21 protein-coding genes and 1 pseudogene are annotated in these 18381 nt (G+C 59.6%); 18 read left to right on the top strand and 4 right to left on the bottom strand.

Annotation, left to right across the window (positions count from 1 at the left end):
- The 16 genes from P0Y43_RS00505 to P0Y43_RS00580 all read left to right on the top strand — a co-directional run bounded on the left by P0Y43_RS00505 (position 1) and on the right by P0Y43_RS00580 (position 12653).
- On the top strand, positions 1-291 hold the full coding sequence (locus P0Y43_RS00505; RefSeq protein WP_275635340.1) for a hypothetical protein: 291 nt from the start codon (positions 1-3) through the stop codon (positions 289-291).
- Positions 284-511, top strand: coding sequence for a hypothetical protein (locus P0Y43_RS00510; RefSeq protein ID WP_275635341.1), 228 nt, complete (start codon positions 284-286; stop codon positions 509-511). The genes P0Y43_RS00505 and P0Y43_RS00510 overlap by 8 nt, the downstream gene beginning before the upstream one ends.
- Positions 508-1398, top strand: coding sequence for a toprim domain-containing protein (locus P0Y43_RS00515; RefSeq protein WP_275635342.1), 891 nt, complete (start codon positions 508-510; stop codon positions 1396-1398). Before P0Y43_RS00510 ends, P0Y43_RS00515 begins: the two co-directional genes overlap by 4 nt.
- A complete protein-coding gene (locus P0Y43_RS00520) occupies positions 1385-3184 on the top strand; it encodes a DUF927 domain-containing protein (RefSeq protein WP_275635343.1) in 1800 nt (599 codons plus the stop codon). Before P0Y43_RS00515 ends, P0Y43_RS00520 begins: the two co-directional genes overlap by 14 nt.
- Positions 3185-3586: 402 nt before the next feature.
- Positions 3587-3823 (top strand): hypothetical protein, encoded by a 237-nt coding sequence (locus tag P0Y43_RS00525; RefSeq protein WP_345774549.1) that lies wholly within the window; start codon positions 3587-3589, stop codon positions 3821-3823.
- On the top strand, positions 3820-4419 hold the full coding sequence (locus P0Y43_RS00530; protein WP_275635345.1) for a hypothetical protein: 600 nt from the start codon (positions 3820-3822) through the stop codon (positions 4417-4419). The genes P0Y43_RS00525 and P0Y43_RS00530 overlap by 4 nt, the downstream gene beginning before the upstream one ends.
- A 39-nt stretch (positions 4420-4458) precedes the next feature.
- Positions 4459-5361 (top strand): hypothetical protein, encoded by a 903-nt coding sequence (locus P0Y43_RS00535; protein WP_275635346.1) that lies wholly within the window; start codon positions 4459-4461, stop codon positions 5359-5361.
- A 71-nt stretch (positions 5362-5432) separates the two neighbouring features.
- A complete protein-coding gene (locus P0Y43_RS00540; RefSeq protein WP_275635347.1) occupies positions 5433-6035 on the top strand; it encodes a tail assembly protein in 603 nt (200 codons plus the stop codon).
- Positions 6032-6493 (top strand): hypothetical protein, encoded by a 462-nt coding sequence (locus P0Y43_RS00545; protein WP_275635348.1) that lies wholly within the window; start codon positions 6032-6034, stop codon positions 6491-6493. Before P0Y43_RS00540 ends, P0Y43_RS00545 begins: the two co-directional genes overlap by 4 nt.
- Positions 6494-6553: 60 nt before the next feature.
- Complete coding sequence (locus P0Y43_RS00550; RefSeq protein WP_275635349.1) at positions 6554-6907, top strand: hypothetical protein; 354 nt, start codon at positions 6554-6556, stop codon at positions 6905-6907.
- A 337-nt stretch (positions 6908-7244) separates the two neighbouring features.
- The gene (locus tag P0Y43_RS00555) at positions 7245-7850 is read left to right on the top strand and encodes a hypothetical protein (protein ID WP_275635350.1); all 606 of its coding nucleotides are present in this window, start codon (positions 7245-7247) and stop codon (positions 7848-7850) included.
- 527 nt (positions 7851-8377) lie between these two features.
- On the top strand, positions 8378-9121 hold the full coding sequence (locus P0Y43_RS00560) for an alpha/beta fold hydrolase (protein WP_275635351.1): 744 nt from the start codon (positions 8378-8380) through the stop codon (positions 9119-9121).
- 955 nt (positions 9122-10076) lie between these two features.
- Positions 10077-10265, top strand: coding sequence for a hypothetical protein (locus P0Y43_RS00565; protein ID WP_275635361.1), 189 nt, complete (start codon positions 10077-10079; stop codon positions 10263-10265).
- Between the two features lie 362 nt (positions 10266-10627).
- On the top strand, positions 10628-10831 hold the full coding sequence (locus tag P0Y43_RS00570) for a hypothetical protein (protein ID WP_102081639.1): 204 nt from the start codon (positions 10628-10630) through the stop codon (positions 10829-10831).
- Positions 10832-11089: 258 nt separating this feature from the next.
- The gene (locus tag P0Y43_RS00575) at positions 11090-12037 is read left to right on the top strand and encodes a DNA-processing protein DprA (RefSeq protein WP_275635352.1); all 948 of its coding nucleotides are present in this window, start codon (positions 11090-11092) and stop codon (positions 12035-12037) included.
- Positions 12009-12653: a hypothetical protein gene (locus tag P0Y43_RS00580; RefSeq protein WP_275635353.1), complete on the top strand. Its 645-nt coding sequence runs from the start codon at positions 12009-12011 to the stop codon at positions 12651-12653. Before P0Y43_RS00575 ends, P0Y43_RS00580 begins: the two co-directional genes overlap by 29 nt.
- Positions 12654-12965: 312 nt before the next feature.
- Here P0Y43_RS00580 and P0Y43_RS00585 read toward each other — a convergent pair whose 3' ends face one another.
- From P0Y43_RS00585 to P0Y43_RS26965, 3 genes and pseudogenes are all read right to left on the bottom strand, one after another.
- Positions 12966-14165, bottom strand: a complete 1200-nt coding sequence (locus P0Y43_RS00585) for an IS256 family transposase (protein ID WP_430540206.1) — start codon at positions 14163-14165, stop codon at positions 12966-12968.
- 143 nt (positions 14166-14308) lie between these two features.
- A complete protein-coding gene (locus tag P0Y43_RS00590) occupies positions 14309-14719 on the bottom strand; it encodes an NUDIX hydrolase (protein WP_275635355.1) in 411 nt (136 codons plus the stop codon).
- 228 nt (positions 14720-14947) lie between these two features.
- Positions 14948-15394, bottom strand: a pseudogene (locus P0Y43_RS26965) (methyl-accepting chemotaxis protein); the annotation flags it as partial.
- Positions 15395-16179: 785 nt separating this feature from the next.
- Here P0Y43_RS26965 and P0Y43_RS00600 point away from each other — a divergent pair.
- Together P0Y43_RS00600 and P0Y43_RS00605 are read left to right on the top strand one after the other, a co-directional pair.
- Entirely contained in the window at positions 16180-16644 is a 465-nt protein-coding gene (locus tag P0Y43_RS00600; RefSeq protein WP_275635357.1) for a DUF6130 family protein, read from the top strand.
- Positions 16645-17293: 649 nt separating this feature from the next.
- A complete protein-coding gene (locus P0Y43_RS00605; protein ID WP_275635358.1) occupies positions 17294-17521 on the top strand; it encodes a hypothetical protein in 228 nt (75 codons plus the stop codon).
- Between the two features lie 69 nt (positions 17522-17590).
- On the opposite strand, the gene P0Y43_RS00610 is transcribed toward P0Y43_RS00605, so the two are convergent.
- Positions 17591-18381, bottom strand: a 791-nt coding sequence (locus P0Y43_RS00610; RefSeq protein WP_275635359.1) for an electron transfer flavoprotein-ubiquinone oxidoreductase, incomplete at its 5' end; no start/stop codon positions are given.

The following is an 18381-nucleotide window of genomic DNA, read 5'->3' on the forward strand; positions in this document are numbered from 1 at the left end:
ATGACCAGTTTTCAACAGCGCATCGCTGCGCTGACGGGATCGGCTTGCCCGAAGAAAGCCACCGAGCTGTTTTACGTGAGCCACCCGAAGGCCGATCGGGCCTTGTTGGGGCCGTTCCTGAGCCAGGCCGACGCCGAGTGTGGGCGCGTAGTTTTGCGTAGTCCTGATGCGGTGGTGACGGCCTGCCTCGTCGAGTCGTTGGACGATCTGACCTACTGGCACGCGGTGAACAACGGCCAGGTTTGCCGGGCCTTTGCTGGCGCTGATCGCCAGGGGGTAGACCATGAGTAAGGTCACGCCCATTCGCCGCAAGGGCGCCGGTGGTCCACCGACTGCTGGCGCCTACATCGACAGCGCCAGCTATGCCCTGCTGGTGGAAACGCTGGTGGGCTTCCTGGAGCTGCGCATTGCCGAGGGTGACGCGGGCCGTCACTGCCCTGAGCTGGAGCGTCTGACCAATCAACTGGAACGGCTGGCCAAGTGCTTCACGCCGCCGAAGGGGGCAGCATGACCGACGCGACGATCCTTTTCCGTGAGGTGCTCCAGTCGGCCTATGGGCTGCTCGACTGGCTCCCCCTGGACGATGGCGACATTCACCGCTTTCACGTTCCTGGCGACAAGCCCGGCACGCTCAATGGCTGGTACTGCCTGTTTGCTGATGGCATTGCCTCGGGCGCGTTCGGGAGCTGGAAGACGGGCGGCACCAACACCTGGTGTAGCCGTGAGCCGGGCGACGCCCGCGAAGCCGAGCAGGTGCGCCAGCGCATCGAGCAGGCCCGGCGCCAGCGGGAGACCGAACGGCAGCGGCGCCAACTCAGAGCGGCCGGCCTGGCGCAGCGGTGGTGGCGTGATGCGCGCCGTGCTGACCCGGCCCACCCCTACCTGGTCGCCAAGGGCATTCGTGCCCACGGCCTGCGCCAGCGTGGCGACGACCTGCTGATCCCGCTGTATGCCTGTGGTGTGCTGGTGAACCTGCAACGGATCGCCCCGGACGGCGACAAGCGCTTCCTGTATGGCGGCCGGATCAAAGGCGCCTATTCGCCACTGGGGCGCATCACACCGGGCAAGCCGCTGTGCATCTGCGAAGGCTGGGCTACGGGCGCCACGCTCCACGCAAGCGGCTACACGATCGCCTGCGCGATGAACGCCGGGAACCTGAAGGCGGTGGCGCTGGCGCTACGGGCTGACTATCCAGGCATCGAAATCATCATCGCCGGCGACGACGACCGCCAGACCGAGGCCGAGGGCAAGGGCAACCCTGGACGCACCGCCGCCCATGAGGCCGCTGCCGCGTGTGGCGGCCTGGTGACTCTCCCCGAGTGGCCAGCCGATGCGCCGCTGACCCTTACCGACTTCAACGACCTAGCTGCTTGGAGGTGCCGCCATGCGCCCGCCTGATACCAATGTCATCAACCTGCGCCCCGAAGCGCCAAAGGTCGAGCCTGATCGCCCGTGCTGGGGCGTGTACGAGCACTGGGTAACCAATGAGAGGGGCCGCAGGCTCAAACCCGGCGTGTACTGGCATGGCTTCAAGCGCAGCGCCGGCGAAGACGACAGCGACGACGATAAGGGCGACCGCCCGATCACTGATGAGTGGATCGCCACGCCCGTGACCGTCGCCGCCCGCACCACCAACAGCGATGACGGCAGCGAAGGCCGATATCTGCGGCTGCTCACCGACAGCGGCCCCAAGGATTGGATCATTCCTATGGAGGTGTTCGGCGGGAGTGGCGAGGACGCCAGACGGACGCTGTTCGGCATGGGCGTCATCATCGCCCTGAAGAAGCGCGGCCAGTTCATGGAGTATCTGCTGGAGCAGCGGCCTGCAGAGGTGTTCGCCACCACCTGCCGACCTGGTTGGCATGAGTCGGGCGCCTTTGTGCTGCCCGGGCGCACCATTGGCAGCGACAAGGTGCGCTATCAGGCCAGCGCCAAGGGACAGAATCTGTTCAGCGTGCGCGGCAGTCTGGAGGGCTGGAAGGCCGAGGTGGCGGCCAAGTGCGAGGGCAATCCGGTACTCACCCTGGCGATCGGCTGCGCCCTGGCTGGTCCGCTGCTGAGCCTGGTGGGTGTGTTGGGTGGCGGTGTTCACCTGGTGGGCGACAGCTCCAGCGGCAAGTCGCTGGCGCAACTGATCGGCTCGTCCGTATGGGGCGACCCAGGCATCTTCGCCGCATCGTGGGACATGACCAAGGGCGGCTTGGAGATCGAGGCGTCCAGCCGTAACGACACCATGCTGCCCCTGGACGAGATCAAGCGGGCCGATCCCAAGCGCGTACAGGAAATGGCCTACTCGCTCGCCAACGGCCAGGGCAAGGGCACCATGACCCGTGACCGGGAGGCCCGCGGCAAACTGAGCTGGCGCCTGCTGGCGCTGTCCAGCGGTGAGCGCTCCCTATCCGAGCACGCGGCCATCAGCGGCAATGCTGCCCATGCTGGCGCCGAGCTGCGCATGGTCGACGTGAACGCCGGTACCCGCACGCACCGCGCCTTCGATGAATTGCACGGCCTGGAGGGCGCTGACTTCCACCGCCAGCTCACAGTGGCCGTAGGAGCGAACCACGGGCACATCGGGCCGGCATTCGTGGAGAGGCTGTTGGCCAGCGATGACCGCCCCGGCCTGCTCGAGGACTTCGCCGGTATCCGCGCTCAATTCGTCGAGGACAACGCCCAGGCCGGGCGGGTGGCCGATCGATTCGCGGTGATCGCGCTGGCGGGCGAAATGGCCATTGCCTACGGCCTGCTGCCCTGGGCGCCGGGCACCGCCCTAGCCGACTGCCAGTTGCTGTATGGCGAGTGGCTGAGCCGGGTGGGCGGTGGCAATGCCGAAGACCGCCAGATCCTGGCCGGCATCCTCGACTTCATCGACAAGCACGGCAGCAGCCGGTTTTCGGACGTAGAAGACCAGACGCCGGACACCAAGGTGTTCAACCGCGCCGGGTACTGGGAGGTGGTGGGCGCCAAGCGCCTGTACCTGTTCAACAAGTCCGCACTGACTGAGGCCGCTCATGGGCACGGGCTGGCGCGTGTCGTGAGGGCGCTGGAAGGCGCTGGCGCTCTCGCCAAGCACGACACGGATCGGGACAGCCGCAGGACCAAGAAATACCGCCTGCCTGCTGGTGGGTCTGCCCGCCTGTATGTGATCGATCCCGACGCCATGGATAGCGAAGGCGGTGGCCTATGACCGCCATCACCATCCAGCGCCAATGCCCGAATCCACAGGAACCTAAAAACGTGGGGAACAGGGGGAACGGGGGAACAGCCAGCAAATACGCGGCCTGTAGCCGTTCCCCCTTATTGAAGTGTTGGGGAACAGGGGGAACACAAACATGGTTTTGAATATAAGCGCCTGTGCCTTTCCTGATGTTTGGTTATCACTGTTCCCCCGTTTTTCGGGTGGGGAACACGTACCCCCGCTGGAGGCCCCGGAAACACTGGGTGTTCCCCGCGTTCCCCCGTTCCCCCGATTTTTTTTCACAGACACATTTGGGCTTTATGGAAATCCGGGCGAGGTGACGCCGTGAGTCTGCTTTCCGACCTGCTCAATCACATGCCGCCGAACGTTGCTGGCGCTGGCAAATCACCCATGGCGAAACGCGTCCCGGATCGTCCGCGCCTGGTGCTGGTTGAGCCTGCCCAGTTGCCATCCAGCCCTTACGCCAACGCCGCCAATGCCACACATGAATGGCGCCAGGCCCGCGACCAGTACATCAGCCATGTGATGACCTGCCGGGGCTGCTATGCGCCTGCTGGCCGCCATTGCCTGATCGGTACCGAGTTGCGCGCCACCTACGACAACACGCCCATGGAGGCCCGCCCATGACGCCAACACCGACCATGCGCCTGTGCGATATCGCCATGAAACCCGGTATCAGCGCCAGCACGCAGCTCATCACCACCCGACGCATCTGCCGCAACATCAGCCGCAACCTCGATGCGATCCACGCTGAGCGACGTGCCATGCGCCGCCAGGCGGGCAGGCTGAAAGCGTTCCTGCCGTTCACCCGACAGGCCATTGCCGATCTGGAAGAGCAGGAGCAGACGCACCGATCGATTGAGCGCGCCAAGGCGCTGGTTGCGCTGGCTGGGTTCGGCCAATCGCTGTTGCTCGACCATGACGGGCTGGCCCGCGCCCTGGGGTTCGACCGCCTGTGCGACCTGCTGAACGTGAACACCGTGGAGCGCGAACAAGCCAGGCGGGATGGCTCCACCAGCTTGGAATGCCTGGTGTTCACCCATGCGCTGGAGGACAGCGCAGAACGCCGGGCACAGGAGTGGAATGACGCGCCGCTGTTCAACGCCTGCTACACGGCCATGGCGGACTTCATCAGGGATTGCCCGGATGGCGTGTTGCCTGACCCCTTCGCGCCTGGGGCGCCATTCGGGCCGAAGCTGCCACCGAAACTGAGGGTGGTGTGAGCCATGGTCATGCTGAAACAGGCTGATTCAGCCGAAAAGATGAGACGCCGGGTTTCACACGAGCAACGGCGCCTGGTGCTGGACCTGCGCCGCCGTCATTCGCTGCGTGAGGTGGCCGAAATCACCGGCCTGCCGCTGGGAACGGTGAAGACCCTGGTTTCACGCTCCGGGGCATTCCGCGATAACGAGCAGCACCGCGCCATGTTCACCCTGCCGCGGATCAGCGCCAGCACCGAGACCCTACCGAGCGTGCCGGAGCTGCCGCCCCAGGAGGTCGTCACCGGCGACAAGGAAGTGGATGCGGTGCTCTGGCTGCGCTCGATCATCAGCACCGGTCAGAGCGCTCTGATTGAGCGTGCCATGGAGGGCGCCAAGAAGATCAAGACGCCGCTCGATGCGCTGGAGAAGCGGTACCGGGATTACCTGGTGGCCACCAACCCCGGCCACCCGTTCGCCGCCATGTCTTCGTTCGGCTTCGCTGACCTGGATGCGCTGGCCACTCGTGCCATCGAGCAGCACCGGCTGAGACTGGAAGGTGCTGCGCGCTTCGGTGATGCCTTGCTGGCCGACACCGATGCGGAATCGTTCTGTATCGATGCGCTGCGCGGGCTGCGGGCTACCGGCCAATTCGGTGACTTCGACAAGGACCAGGTAGCTGCTCGGTTCAACGCCCACCCTGAGTTGCTGCCGCACACCCTGGCGGACTGCCTGTACGAGCTGAGCTACTGGGACCAGCTCTACCGGCTACGCAACGCTGTAGACCGAGACGCCAGCGACGGGCCGCCCGACGCGACGGCGCGGGACTGGTTCGTGTTCGGCCTGCTGGCGCAGATCCGCCCCCGCGACAAGACCGAGGCGCTGGCCGTGTTCCGCTACCTGATCACCAGCCAGCGCGACGACATGCCGGAGTCGGAGGCAATTCTTTGCAACCTCATCGGGTGACCGGCCTGATCAATCACACCAACGGGCATAGCCCATTTACAGGCGCCAGCGGCGCATCAAGGAGTTCACTCATGGCAGCTACAGCAGCTCACTACACCCCTAGGACGACGGTGCGTCTCGGGGGCTTCCTGCGGGAAAAATATTTCAAGGAGCAAAGTTTTCTGTTGGACCGGGGAGACCCTAGGGAGGCAGTCAAAGCGATCGACGTGAACTATCCGGGCTTTGCCCAGGACGTTGCCGATGCTGAAAGCCGAGGGTTGCGTTTCGCGGTTTTCAAAAACGGTAGAAACATCGGTGAGGAGGAACTTGGCATTGGCGGAGCTCAGGAGCTGCGATTCGTACCTGTGGTCCATGGGAGCAAGCGCGCAGGTCTTCTGCAGACAGTGATAGGTGTAGCGTTGATCGTCGTAGCTTCGTTCATGACCGCGGGGGCGGCCGCAACGGCTGTCATGGGGGCCGGTATTGCAAATACCGCTGGAGGCGTAATCCAGATGCTTAGCCCACAGGCTGGTGGTCTCTCTCAGAGCGGAGCGCCGGAGAACCTTCCTAGTTACGCATTCGGCGGCGCCAGGAATACTGTGGCGAGCGGCAACCCCGTGCCGATCTGCATCGGCAAGCGCCGGTGGGGCGGGGCGATTATTTCTGCTTCGATCTATGCGGAGGACAAGGCGTGAACGTGCATGAAAGGATCAGCCTCACAATCAAGGCAATAGCTCAAAAAGATTATGCTCAGGTCCGCCAATTGGTAGACAGCTGCCCCACCGAGCATGTGGAGGTCGCAAGCTTGGAGTTTCTCAATACGACAAGGATGCTGTGTCGTGTAGCCCAGCTGTTCGAATGCGACATGCGCGGGCTAGCACTGAACTTCGCTAGTAGGTCTACACAGGATAGCGTTGGAGGGATCACCGATTGCCTCGACCAGGTTGCCGCGGCCAGCCAGGCCTTTGCCGATTTCTGCGGTGATTTCAGTGTGAGTGCAGACGACCTGCTTGGAACAATTGGCGGTCATCATCCTGCCGTGACTTATCTAATTGGGCTGTCTCCGAAACCCCAATCGGACTTGGTGGGCCACTGGCGGCAAGTGTTCGCCGTCGCTGCGAGTGGAGAGGTGCTGGGCGAACAACGCCACTGATTGGGCTTTGCTCAGGCGCATGGTAGGTTTCCAGTTTTCTTCGTAATGGATGACCGCCCCATGCGCCGTGCCAGCCTCGCTGTAATCGCAGCCGTTACCCTTTCGATTGCCGGGTGTTATTCACCTGGCGAACTGATCCAGAAGGGCCCCACCTATGCTGCTCAGACCCACAAGTCTCCCAAGCAATACGCCTTGTGTGTTTTCCCTCAATGGCAGGAATCGAGGCCGGATGCGACCTTGAGCGAGACTGAGAACGGCTACAGGCTGTTGAGCGGAAACGACATGAACACCAATGAAATTTTGCAGGTCAGCAAAGCCGCCAACGGGAGCGATGTGAAGTTCTATCAGCGCTCATATCTCGACTTTGGGGCTGGCAAGGCGGCGGCGCTGGAGTCGACAAAAAACTGCCTGTGACTCTTTCCGCGCCACGAAATGCGACCTCACCGTTTTGTGGCGCGAGACAGACCAAAGCGTCTGAGTCGGAGCAAATTGGCTGTCTCGCTGAGATGGCGCCCAGGTTGTGGGAGCGAGGTGGTAACCAGTGCTGGTAACCACGCCTGGCAACCAGCCGGGTATGCAGCCGCTCCCGCGCAGGGGCAGCCCCGGCCAGGAACTAGTACTTGCTAACGGGGCGGGTGCCCGGACGGCGGTGCCGGGCCGTTCTCATGTCAACATTTGTCAACGTCTGATCAGGCCCAAACTACGTTGAGTTGGAATGAATCCCGCCTGCATACCCGGTATGGTGGGCCATGTGTCGAAGGTCGACGTGCTCATCAAAGAGGAATCATGCTTCATGCAGGTAGTTATTCGTTGTAGCGCTTTGCTGGCTCTAGCATTTGTAGCTGGTTGCGCAGGTGGAAAGTCCATCCCGAGAGATTCGGCTGTCGTTACCGTCTCTGCATATGGTCCTGACCTGTTTGGTAAGCATGCTCACGGGGTTGGAGGTCGGCTGGATGTCAAAGAGTCGTCCAGTGAACCCACAAAGCTCAGCTATCCGCCTATGGATCTTCGTGTGTGCAACCAATCGAAAACAGCCTGTGCGCTGGGCTTCGGGGTTGTTGATGGCACTGCACAAGTCGTTTCCTCAACTGCAACCGGAGTAACGGTCTCCCTTAACTTGAGCTACCAGGTGGGACGTAGTTACTCATCCAACGGTAATAGCTATCAATTCAAGCGAGAAATTCCGCCTGACATTGAGGCATTGCAGGGTCATGAAGTGATCGCGAAGACGATCGATGTGGCATATGGCGAGGTTGTTCATCTGCCCTTGCAATACGGTGTGGATGTGGCGGTGTGTGCCCAAAAGCAGTATGCGGGAGAGATCATGCCAGATCGCAGTTCCTGCCACGGCTATTGAGGGCTCGATCTGCAGTAATTTGATCAGCCGCCACGTATCGCTAGACCCCGCACCTAAAGTCCGTCACGGTACGCGGCCAGGTACGCACCGCTGGTACGCACTCTGGCGCTGGTGCTGGGCCAGTTCGCACCGGTGGTTCGCACTCAGGTTCGCAACCCCCTATGCGCGAACCTTCCGTGCGGACCTGCGCGACCTGCCTGTTATCAAAAGTTATGGTTTCCAGGTGGAGGTTTCCATTGTGGTTTCCACGGTATTGCAGGCGTCCGGTGCCCCCATGCCACAGTGAATGACCACATGAAAACCACCATGCTCGCCGCCCAGCGCCAGCCGATCAAATCTCAGGTTTTCTCAGGTTCCACGGCGCAGGGCGCGATCCTATAGAGGAGATTTCCGCAATTACTGCCTGGCTACATGAGACGTTGTCATATCGCCACAATTGTTTTCCGTAATGCAATTTTCAGACTCTGGTGTGCGGGGAGCAAAGCCCTCAGGATTAAGTTTCCTCACCATCATCTCGGGTTGCATTTATGCACAAGGAAGTTCCCGTTGTTCTCGTGAATGGCCTTATCGGCCACCTGGATCATCCTGCTTTGCGTGACCGTCTTGCTCCGCGTTCTGTCATTACCCCGAGCATGCTCGGTTATGGCCACTTGAGCACTGTTTCGCCGGACAGAATCGATATCCCCGCGCAGGTAGAGCACCTACGTCAGGTCTTAGAGGAAAGCGCACCTGGTGATCGTGTGCATCTGCTCGGGCACTCAGTAGGTGCGGTGGTGGCGATGCTGTACGCCTGTCGATATCCCTCAACGGTGGCCAGTGTGATCAATGTGGAGGGTAACTTCTCGTTGAGAGATGCGTTCTGGTCGTCGGCTGTTGCGCAGATGTCTGCCGAAGAGGTCCAAAGCATGTTAGCGGGGTTTCGCACAGATGTGGCAGGGTGGCTTGCGGGCGCTGGAATTGCGGCAACTAGCCGAACCATGGAAACCGCGGCTTCTTGGCTTGAATATCAGCCAGCGAGCACTCTGCAAGCCATGGCCCGGTCAGTTCTGCTGGAGACCGGAGCGGATAGTTACTTTTCGGAGTTGCGGTCGCTATTTTCCACGACGCCGGTACACCTGGTAGCGGGGGAAAGATCGCGAGAAGGGTGGGACGTACCGGGCTGGGCAATGGAGCATGCGGCGAGTACCACAATCATGCCTGGGGTTGGGCATCTGATGATGCTTGAGGCGCCTCAGGAGTTTGTTCAAGTCATTCTGCGCATTGTGGAGTAATCGACTCCCTTACCCAGCCTTTACCGAATGTGAGACAGGCATGAGACGGAACCAGCATTGTCCGGGCGTCCGAGGCCAGATGCCAGGCCGTGCCGGTAAAAGCTGGTGGTCGGCGCCGTCTCACATTGCTGGTGGTGCTGGACGCTACTTTGACCACGCTTTGACGGATCACGGGCCAGGCTGATAGGTCCAGTGCCTGTGGCCGGGCGTCTGAGGTTTTGCCCAGGGCTTGAGGCCGTCAAAGTAGCGGGGCTGGCCATGCCCTACCTTTGACAGGCCTAAGACGGATTTTGGACAGCTTTGGACGGATCGACGCGGGTTTCGCGTGGTGGTACTGGCGGGATGGCGCGCAATGGCCGGGCTGCCATGCTGGTGGTGGTCTACTCAGACCACAGGCTTGTCCAGAATCGCCAGGGGAGACTAGACCAGCACTAGACCGCGATAGACGGTGGCCGACCGGTACAGCCGCCCTGGTGGCTCGACGGGCTGGGCCTGGGCCTATGCGTGACAGGCTGGCGCGGGTAACCCCGTCTAATGCTGAGGCCCGAATTCTGGACAGGATCTGGACGAATTCAGGGCGCCAGCAAGTGGACAGGTGGGCTGGGGAGTACGTCAAATCGGCGGTGCGCACCGGTGCCGCTGGGTCTTCGTCGAATGGCCGTCCAGAATTGCCCGCACCCTAGACCCGCCCTTGACGGAACTTCTTGACCAGTCTTGACGGATTGAGCCGCTGACGCTTGCGCATGATCGGCTGTAAGGCTTGCTGCACAAGGGCTGGCGCTGAACTTTGCGGACTTGTGGGAGCGGAGGCCGTCAAGAGTTTCCGGGTGCGCTCGGCAAGGAAGAACCGGTAGGCCTGCGTGGTGCCGGCCTGAGACGCCAACTCAGCCTCAAGTTACCCAGCTACACTCCCGGTTCTGTGGAGGAGCAGCACGTGAAGAGAACCCTAGAAGGGATGATCGAGGCCGGCGAACCGCTGATCCAAGAGGCGATAGACGCGCTGCGTCGCTATCACGAAGCCCAGGACGCCGGAGCGCCACCTGGCGAGGTTGAACGACTGCGCCTGCTCGCTGAATCGGCATACCAGGCAGTGACGGACTACCAGCTCTATGCCTTAGGGCATCAGCCCCTTATCCGACACTGATGGGGCGCTTGGCCCACAGTTGAAACTACCAATATCGATCGACTCGATGGGCGCCAGTGTGTGGAAATCGACACGGTGGACTTGCTCTCGAAGCGGTACAGAACCGGGCAAGCATGGCCGCCGCCGTCCGCGAGAACCACGCAGGCCTTGCAGCGGAGCAGGGGCAGACCCTGGGCAACCTGACTCTGGCGGCGAACGCTCGCCAGGCCGGGGTGGGCCAGCAGGTCTGACGAGAAAGCGCAGGAGCAACGAAAATGTGCAGGTGGCGCAGGCCCAGCAGGTGACCGAGTTGCCTGCCGTGAACTACCCGGATGCTGGGTAGTTATCAGATAATCAGGCGCCAACACCTCGAGGGCCGCACCATGTCCGTTATCGACTGCGACTACCTGCCCGACCCGGAACCGATCACCTTCCCGCCTGAGCTGGCGCTACTGATCGTCAGGAAGGCCGCCGCCATGGCCGAGGCATTCGAGAGCAAGGCGCTCGATCAGATGACCATGGACGCTAGCAGGGCGCTGCGCGATGGAATGGAGCCGCGCAGGATCATCAGGCAGATGGGGCTGTAATTACGGGATTCCCCGTAAATGCCTGGGCAAGGGGTTGCTGTCATCGCAACACCTTGCCGAAGCGCAACCACAGTCATTGGGTGAAGCGCCACCCCACCTGTAGCGTGATCGGAACCGTCTGCAGTAGGTTACAGTCGCATGTGCAGGATGACGCAGGCTCAGGTGTGGCGTACAGTCCTAAAGAGAGGCAATCGAACGCCAAAACGCAGGAGCGGACGGTTAGCCGAGACCAGTGTCGAATCTGGCGAGGGAGTGCCCATGCTACATATGGCGATAGAAAATTTATTTATGACCACGAATTTTGCCCATTCCACGCTGTTTAATTTGCGTCCAATTTCTCCGGTGGAGGAAATGTGCGCGTATGAGGCTTTGTGGCAGAACCAAGGGGCATGGTTTGCGAATCTCGCGGACCTTTTCAGAAAGAATCCGGGATCTATACCGTCTGACTTAGTTGATCAGGGGCGTATCAACGAGGCCTTGGAGAACCTGAAATCTTCTATAGGGACAGATTTCATTTCCAAGGTTGGCATTCGAGTTAATGGTGCCGGAGACTATCCCGAAAAGCTTCGCGATGCTGACCACCCAGTGGAAGTATTGTATTACCTTGGTGACTGGGAGTTAGTTGAAACTGATTGTGTGGCAATTGTTGGAACAAGGAACCCGACCGAAGAGGGCGCGTTCAATGCTGGATTAATTGCTCATAAGTTGGTTAAGAATGGCTTTACGGTAGTCTCTGGTCTCGCTAAGGGTATCGATACTGCTGCGCATAATGCTGCTATAGCAGCAGGTGGTAAAACAGTGGCAGTTATAGGAACACCTTTGGATGACTGCTATCCGAAAGAGAATAGGGTACTTCAAGATTATATCGCAAAAAACCATTTGCTTATCTCGCAAGTTCCTTTTTTGAGATACAAGGATCAAAACTTTAGGACCAATAGGCTTTTTTTTCCTGCCAGAAATGTGACGATGTCGGCTCTGACGAAGGCGACGATCATAGTGGAGGCGGGTAATACTTCAGGAACATTGGTGCAGGCGCGCGCGGCTTTGGCACAAAATAGAAAACTTTTTATCCTTGAAAGCTGTTTTAGAAAAGCCGATTTGAATTGGCCAGCCAAGTTCGAGAAGCTGGGGGCGATTAGAGTGCAAAACGTATCTGACATCATTGGAATACTCACGGATGACCAGGCCAATAAAATTAGACAATGACGCCTATCGATATTTGGATGATGGGGATAACTGCTATCACTTTTTAGAGTATACGTCGGGAGGGGGTTTTAGAGTAAGTCAGGGTAATCAGCAAATATTAAATTTGAAAAAGCGCCCTACCTCTTCTGATAACGAACTTTACTATAAAGGCCGTGCGGTAGTTTTCTGGGGGGACCTCCTTGCTGCGGAATTGAACTTGGCCGTTGTCGCCAGCAATTCGACCTTTGTTCCTATGCCGTGCTCCAAGCCCCGAGCGCACGCCGATTACGATGATCGTATGACAAGGGTTTTGAGGCGGATGGGCCGTCTAACCCCGAATATCGATATTCGTGAACTACTAGTGCAGAATAGTTTGCGGACCAGCCAGCATGAGGGAGGTCGTCTGACACCCGATGAAATCGGTTCGTTCATGTCAGTGGATACTAATCTTCTAGCCGTACCTGTGAAACCGCATATCATTATCGTTGATGATGTGATTACGATGGGCGCTTCATTTAAGGCGGCGAAGAATTTGCTCCAAAGCGCCGGCGTGCAGGCCAATATTATTGGAGTGTTCTTGGCGAAGACGGTATGGCCTGCCAGTGAACTCGATGATTGGCTCGATGCTTTGGATTGACGAATGAGGTCAGGTTGGCCTCGTCCAGTCGCGATAACGGAGGGCTCATGCGGCACTGCGCCGCAGAGCAGCGCTGATAGCCAGTAGCTAGGTAGATTGCGATTTAGGTATACGTTTAGGTATATGGGAAGGTCCAGGTGGTGCAGAATCCCTTTAGGTATGGGCCCTGTAGGTGCCTAATTCGATTCCTGTCTCCGCAACCACATCCGGCTCCACTGCTTACCTGTGGATGCTCCTAAACCAGCATTCTGGGGACTGTCAGATTTTTTGTGTGCGGGCCGGTAACGGCCTGCCACTAGGCAGGCCCTGATTTCACCAGGTCGGCCTGATGAATCGATCTCCGTACAAAATCGCAAATTGATTCATCGCACTTTTCCAATCATGCGCCGCTGAGCCCCAATTCGCTGTGATGTTGCGCAGTCCCAGCCAGATCAGTTTGGTCGCCGCATCATCGTTCGGAAAGTGGCCACGCGTCTTGATGATCTTGCGCAACTGGGCATTGATGCTCTCGATGGCATTGGTGGTGTAGATCACCTTTCGGATCGCGGGTGGGAAGACAAAGAACGGAATCACTCGATCCCACGCCCGTCGCCAGGCCGCCACCACCGTTGGATATTGCTTACCCCAGGGGCCGTTCTCAAACTCATCCAGCGCCTGTTCAGCGGCTTCGGCATTAACTGCCTGATAGATCGGCTTGAGGGCCTTGGCCAGCGCTCGGCGTTTGTCCCAGGCCGCATAATCCAAGCTGTTGCGAATCAAATGCACGATGCAGGTCTGCAGTGTCGTTTCCGGGAATACCGCGCTGAGCGCTTCTGGCATGCCTTTGAGGCCGTCGGTCACGGCAATCAGCACATCCTCAACGCCCCGGGTCTTGAGGTCGTTGAACACCTTCATCCAAAACTTCGCGCCTTCGGTGTTCTCGATCCAGATGCCCAGAATATCGCGCGTGCCATCGGGCAAAACACCCAGCGCCAAGTAGATCGCCTTGTTGCGAACCAGGCCTTCTTCGCGGATTTTGACTCGCAGCGCATCAAAGAAAATGACCGGATACATCGGTTCTAAAGGGCGCTGCTGCCAGGCGCCAATCTCTTCCATGACCTCGTCGGTCACGGAGCTGATGAAGTCATGTGACACATCCGTTCCATACTGCTCGGAGAGAAAGGCCCGGATCTCTCTGACCGTCATCCCACGGGCATACATGGCGATGATCTTGTCGTCGAAACCGGTGTAACGGCGCTCATGCTTGGGGATCAGAATGGGCGAAAAGCTGCCATCACGATCACGCGGGATATCCAACCGCAGCGGCCCATCACCGGTGAGTACCGTCTTGCCGCTTTTGCCATTGCGCTGGTTGGTTTCATCCTCCGGGCGCTGCGCGCCCGGAGGATAGCCCAGGTGATGGCCCAGCTCAGCGTTCAGGGCTCGCTCAATCAGCGCTTTCTTGAAGGCCGCAGAGGCTTCTTCGATGGCCTCGGCGGTCATCAGCGGAGCAGCGGAAAACTGCTCAAGCAGCTCTTTCGGGACCTTTGGTAACTATCGGAGCGGTTTCTTTTTGGTTGGCATACATGCACCTCTTACTCATGTTATGCCCGAACACAAAATTTCTGACACCCTCGGTTCCGTCCTGACTACCCCAAGAAAAGCTGTAATCGCACTTAGGCTTCAGTGAGTTTTTTCCGAAGAAAGCTCAAAGCATCCTTGAAAACCTGATGCCAATTCTCAGAGGGCTCGCTCACGAGCGGATGCCAAAAGAATCTGAATTCATGGCCTCCATCATCTTCTGCAAAATGCATCCAAGTATCTGGAAGGTCTTGGGCAACATGACATTCATAAAATGCCCATGTGTATCCAGTTACGATGCATCGCCGCTGCCCCAAATGTCGCCCAACTGTCGACTGAATCCCTGCTTCTTCTTTCAGCTCTCGAACCGCAGCCAGGTCGCTTGACTCACCTGGCTCGACACTGCCTTTGACCAGCTGAAAGCCTGCTAACGGATGCTCGAACGCTAAGATTTCCAGCGTTTCTCGGCCTCGCAGAACTACAGGACAAGCTTTATCTGCTTCCATGCCGTCACACCTACTCCGATCCTGACGCGTGAGTCGGGAAGCATAAGCGAAGCAAGCTGCCATCGAAACCGGAGAGGACGAAAGACTCACAAGGTGTGTTTGCCGTCCGCTTACAGTTTTTTCACGACCACCTTCATCCGAAATCAATAAGTCCCAATAACCTGGGACATTTTGGAAACACTGAATCACCCCAAATTCTCCACTCCCCCCAATCGGCCAAAGCCCCGATCAACCCGAATAACCACCTCGACCGCTCCCCCCCTCTCCAGGAAGCACCCCCTGAATTCCCCCCGCCAACTCCCGCAACCCGACCAGCCGCCCCATGATCCGCTCCACAACCTCCATCCGCGCCACCGCCGCATCACGTAACCCCTGCATCGCCAGCAACGCATCATCCGATTGCGCCAACCCCTTCCGTGCAGAGACGCTAAGTTGATCAATTCCACCCCGCGCCTCATCAGCCGTACATTCCAGGCTTTGCGCGATCTGATGAATTTGCGCACTCGACTCGGCCACGCGCCTCGAGAGGTTACGCACTTCATCCGCCACGACAGCAAAACCCCGCCCATGATCCCCCGCCCGGGCGGCTTCGATGGCCGCGTTCAGCGCCAGCAGGTTGGTCTGCCGCGCAATGTCCTGAATGCTCCCGACTAGCGCTGTGATCTTCACCGACTGCCCACCCAGTTCGTTGAAGGCTTGCGCCAAATGCGCCATGGACTGGTCGAACGCTTTGAAGATTTCCGCTGTGCCCTGAATGCTGTTGGCACTTGTACTGACTTTACCGCCAGCTTCACGGGCCAGTTGGTTAGCGAAACCCATATCCTGCTCGGTCTCTACAATGGCAAGGCTCAACTGCCGCAGGTCGTCTCTGAGCCGTGGGTCGATCGCTACCGCTTCGCTGGGCTGAGCAATGTTTTCCACAGGAGCGCTCGGCACTCGCACTTCGTAGGGCACTTCCACCCGTACTTCCACTGTGTCGATCTTTTCAAAGTGGTACAGCCACCCCGCAACGAGCAGCGACAGCCCGATGATGGAAAGGCCCGCAACGAGAGACTCAGGGTGAATCAACGTTGCCAAGCAAGCGATTATCCCAACGCCCTGCACCATGGCGGCGAGGCGAAGACGCTTCGTGACGTTTGACATAGTGGCTCTCCAGCCCGCCTGCCCAATGGCCTGGCAAGCTCAAATCATTATTGTTATGGGTGCGCCCAGTGATGCGCCCGCGGCATTGCTGGGGCCGCCTTCACGTAAGCGCACTGGCTCACATTCAATGCTAATGACGGGCTGGCGCTAGGCACTATCCGCTTTGCGCAGAGCCGTATCCGCTTTGCGCAGAGCCGTATCCGCTTTGTGCAAAGCCGTACCGTGCCGTTGCCGCCACCGCTCCGCTTAACGCTGGGTTAATTGAGTGCATGCCAACAATACGGCGCCCTCTGTATCCCTCTGTCGAGACTCTAATAATGAGCGTTAGGTTTAATGCGGCCGCTGTCCTGCTTGCGCTGTCTTGTATCGCGCTGTCCCCGATATCGTTTGCCGATACCACCCATACTGCTGCGCATGCCGGCGCCACGGAAAAACACCCCGATGCCAACGCTGAGCGCCAGCCAAAACCGAAGTTGGTGCTCTCCGCCCCGCGTGCCGACTTTCTCAAGGAAGGCGTCGTGTACCTCCCGTTCCGTGTCGAGAACATGACCATCCTTCCCGTGTATTCGGAAATTCATGGCGAGGCGGTCACCGAAGTGCAACCGCCCATCGGGCACTTGCATGCCATGGTCGACGATAATCAATGGGCCTGGGTACACGCCTCGGCAGACCCTCTCTACTTCTCGCCTTTGCCATCGGGTACCCACAAGCTGAAAGTGGAACTTGCCGATGCCAGCCATAACGTTTTAGAGACGCAAACCATAGAGCTGGTGGTGCCTTAACTCGGGGCCATTGGCTCCAGGGCAAGCGGCTTTTGCTATACGATTGCAGGCGCTTTTTTGCGTCCGCATTTCCGTGCAATGGCGGCTGTGCGTGGGAGGCCTTCGGGTCTGCCGGGTTCCTTTTCCTCGGTTCGCCAACCTGCGTACAGCGGCCACCCTCATCGTTTGGCGACGATGGGGGTGGTGCTTCAACTGACATTGCCTAAACCAATCCCTTCCAGCCTCCAGCGATCCCACCCAGCTCCACCTGCTTGCACAACCCGCACTACCCAGATAAATTCCCCCAGGTCGCCGAAGCATCGGCGACGCGACCTTGGCCGGTCGGAATCGAAAGGCGCTCCAGCGCCCAATCTTCATCGCAGGCGCTTTTTTTGTGCCCGCGATGTCGCGTTATGGCGGTGGTGCGCGGGACACCTTCGGGTGTGCCGGGCCCCTTTCGTCCCGGTCGGCCAACCCGCGTACCGCTGCCACCTCAACTTGCTTGGCCGCAAGCGGTGGCAGTTCCACAACGAAAGGAACTCATGCATGACCACGGCAACGCTCTACAGGATCCTCGCATCCGTTCTCCGCCGCCGCTCTGCTCCGGCCCCACGCTTCTACCCCCTCCACACCCCATCCGGCCCAACCCCCGCGCCAAGGCAGGTGCCCCATGACTGACCAAGAACGCGCCATCACCATCCAAAACTACGCCTGGACCCTCGAACTGCTAGGCGAAGCCCTGGTGCAGCACGACGAAATGCTGGAGTGCGAGCACAACTCACACCTGAGCTTTCGCAATACCGCCGGCATCCACCAGGCCATCCGCATCATCAGTCGGCTGACCAGCGAGCAATGCGCCAAGCTGGCATTGCTGCAAGCCCCCTCCGGGCAACGCTGAACCCGCAGGCTCGGGCCCCAGTGCCGCTGCGCCAGTTCCCTGGAATGGCGGCACTGGCGTAGCAAGGCTTCACATATTTGGATAGTTCGGCCCACCCGCGCCTTCCGGGGTGACCCAGGTGATGTTCTGGGCCGGGTCCTTGATGTCGCAGGTCTTGCAGTGCACGCAGTTCTGCGCGTTGATCTGCAAGCGCTTGGCGCCGTCGTCCTGGGCGACCACTTCGTACACGCCCGCGGGGCAGTAGCGCTGGGCCGGCTCGTCGTACAGCGGCAGGTTGCTGGCGATCGGCACGTTCGGGTCGCTCAGCTTCAGGTGGCAGGGTTGTTCCTCTTCATGGTTGGTGCTGGAGAGGAATACCGAGCTGAGCTTGTCGAAGCTGAGCTTGCCGTCCGGTTTCGGGTAGTCGATCTTTTTCGCCTCGGCGGCCAGCTTCAGGCAGGCGTGGTCCGGCTTGGTGTCGTGCAGGGTGAACGGCAGCTTGCCGCCGAACCCGTTCTGGTCGACGTAGTTGAAGGCCGCGCCGAAGATCGGCCCGAACTTGTGCATGGCCGGGCCGAAGTTGCGGCTGGCGTACAACTCGTCATACAGCCAGCTGGCCTTGAACGCGTCGACGTAGCGGTTCAGCGCATCGCCGCCCTCGCTGCCGGCGAGCAGCGCCTCGGCCACCGCGTCGGCGGCGAGCATGCCGGATTTCATCGCCGTGTGACTGCCCTTGATCTTGGCGAAGTTCAGGGTGCCCAGGTCGCAGCCGATCAGCGCGCCGCCGTTGAACACCATCTTCGGCAGCGAGTTCAGGCCGCCCTTGCAGATGGCGCGGGCGCCGTAGCTGATGCGCTTGCCGCCTTCGAGGTACTGGCTGA

The sequence above is a fragment of the Pseudomonas entomophila genome, from assembly GCF_029193575.1.
Classification (GTDB): Bacteria; Pseudomonadota; Gammaproteobacteria; order Pseudomonadales; family Pseudomonadaceae; genus Aquipseudomonas; species Aquipseudomonas entomophila_G.

What these genes read in the sequence shown, in the direction of transcription:
- P0Y43_RS00505 (WP_275635340.1), top strand. Translation starts at nt 1, where the DNA reads ATGACCAGTTTTCAACAGCGCATCGCTGCGCTGACGGGATCGGCTTGC.
- P0Y43_RS00510 (WP_275635341.1), top strand. Translation starts at nt 284, where the DNA reads ATGAGTAAGGTCACGCCCATTCGCCGCAAGGGCGCCGGTGGTCCACCG.
- P0Y43_RS00515 (WP_275635342.1), top strand. Translation starts at nt 508, where the DNA reads ATGACCGACGCGACGATCCTTTTCCGTGAGGTGCTCCAGTCGGCCTAT.
- P0Y43_RS00520 (WP_275635343.1), top strand. Translation starts at nt 1,385, where the DNA reads ATGCGCCCGCCTGATACCAATGTCATCAACCTGCGCCCCGAAGCGCCA.
- P0Y43_RS00525 (WP_345774549.1), top strand. Translation starts at nt 3,587, where the DNA reads ATGGCGAAACGCGTCCCGGATCGTCCGCGCCTGGTGCTGGTTGAGCCT.
- P0Y43_RS00530 (WP_275635345.1), top strand. Translation starts at nt 3,820, where the DNA reads ATGACGCCAACACCGACCATGCGCCTGTGCGATATCGCCATGAAACCC.
- P0Y43_RS00535 (WP_275635346.1), top strand. Translation starts at nt 4,459, where the DNA reads ATGAGACGCCGGGTTTCACACGAGCAACGGCGCCTGGTGCTGGACCTG.
- P0Y43_RS00540 (WP_275635347.1), top strand. Translation starts at nt 5,433, where the DNA reads ATGGCAGCTACAGCAGCTCACTACACCCCTAGGACGACGGTGCGTCTC.
- P0Y43_RS00550 (WP_275635349.1), top strand. Translation starts at nt 6,554, where the DNA reads ATGCGCCGTGCCAGCCTCGCTGTAATCGCAGCCGTTACCCTTTCGATT.
- P0Y43_RS00560 (WP_275635351.1), top strand. Translation starts at nt 8,378, where the DNA reads ATGCACAAGGAAGTTCCCGTTGTTCTCGTGAATGGCCTTATCGGCCAC.
- P0Y43_RS00565 (WP_275635361.1), top strand. Translation starts at nt 10,077, where the DNA reads ATGATCGAGGCCGGCGAACCGCTGATCCAAGAGGCGATAGACGCGCTG.
- P0Y43_RS00570 (WP_102081639.1), top strand. Translation starts at nt 10,628, where the DNA reads ATGTCCGTTATCGACTGCGACTACCTGCCCGACCCGGAACCGATCACC.
- P0Y43_RS00575 (WP_275635352.1), top strand. Translation starts at nt 11,090, where the DNA reads ATGCTACATATGGCGATAGAAAATTTATTTATGACCACGAATTTTGCC.
- P0Y43_RS00580 (WP_275635353.1), top strand. Translation starts at nt 12,009, where the DNA reads ATGACCAGGCCAATAAAATTAGACAATGACGCCTATCGATATTTGGAT.
- P0Y43_RS00590 (WP_275635355.1), bottom strand. Translation starts at nt 14,719, where the DNA reads ATGGAAGCAGATAAAGCTTGTCCTGTAGTTCTGCGAGGCCGAGAAACG.
- P0Y43_RS00600 (WP_275635357.1), top strand. Translation starts at nt 16,180, where the DNA reads ATGAGCGTTAGGTTTAATGCGGCCGCTGTCCTGCTTGCGCTGTCTTGT.
- P0Y43_RS00605 (WP_275635358.1), top strand. Translation starts at nt 17,294, where the DNA reads ATGACTGACCAAGAACGCGCCATCACCATCCAAAACTACGCCTGGACC.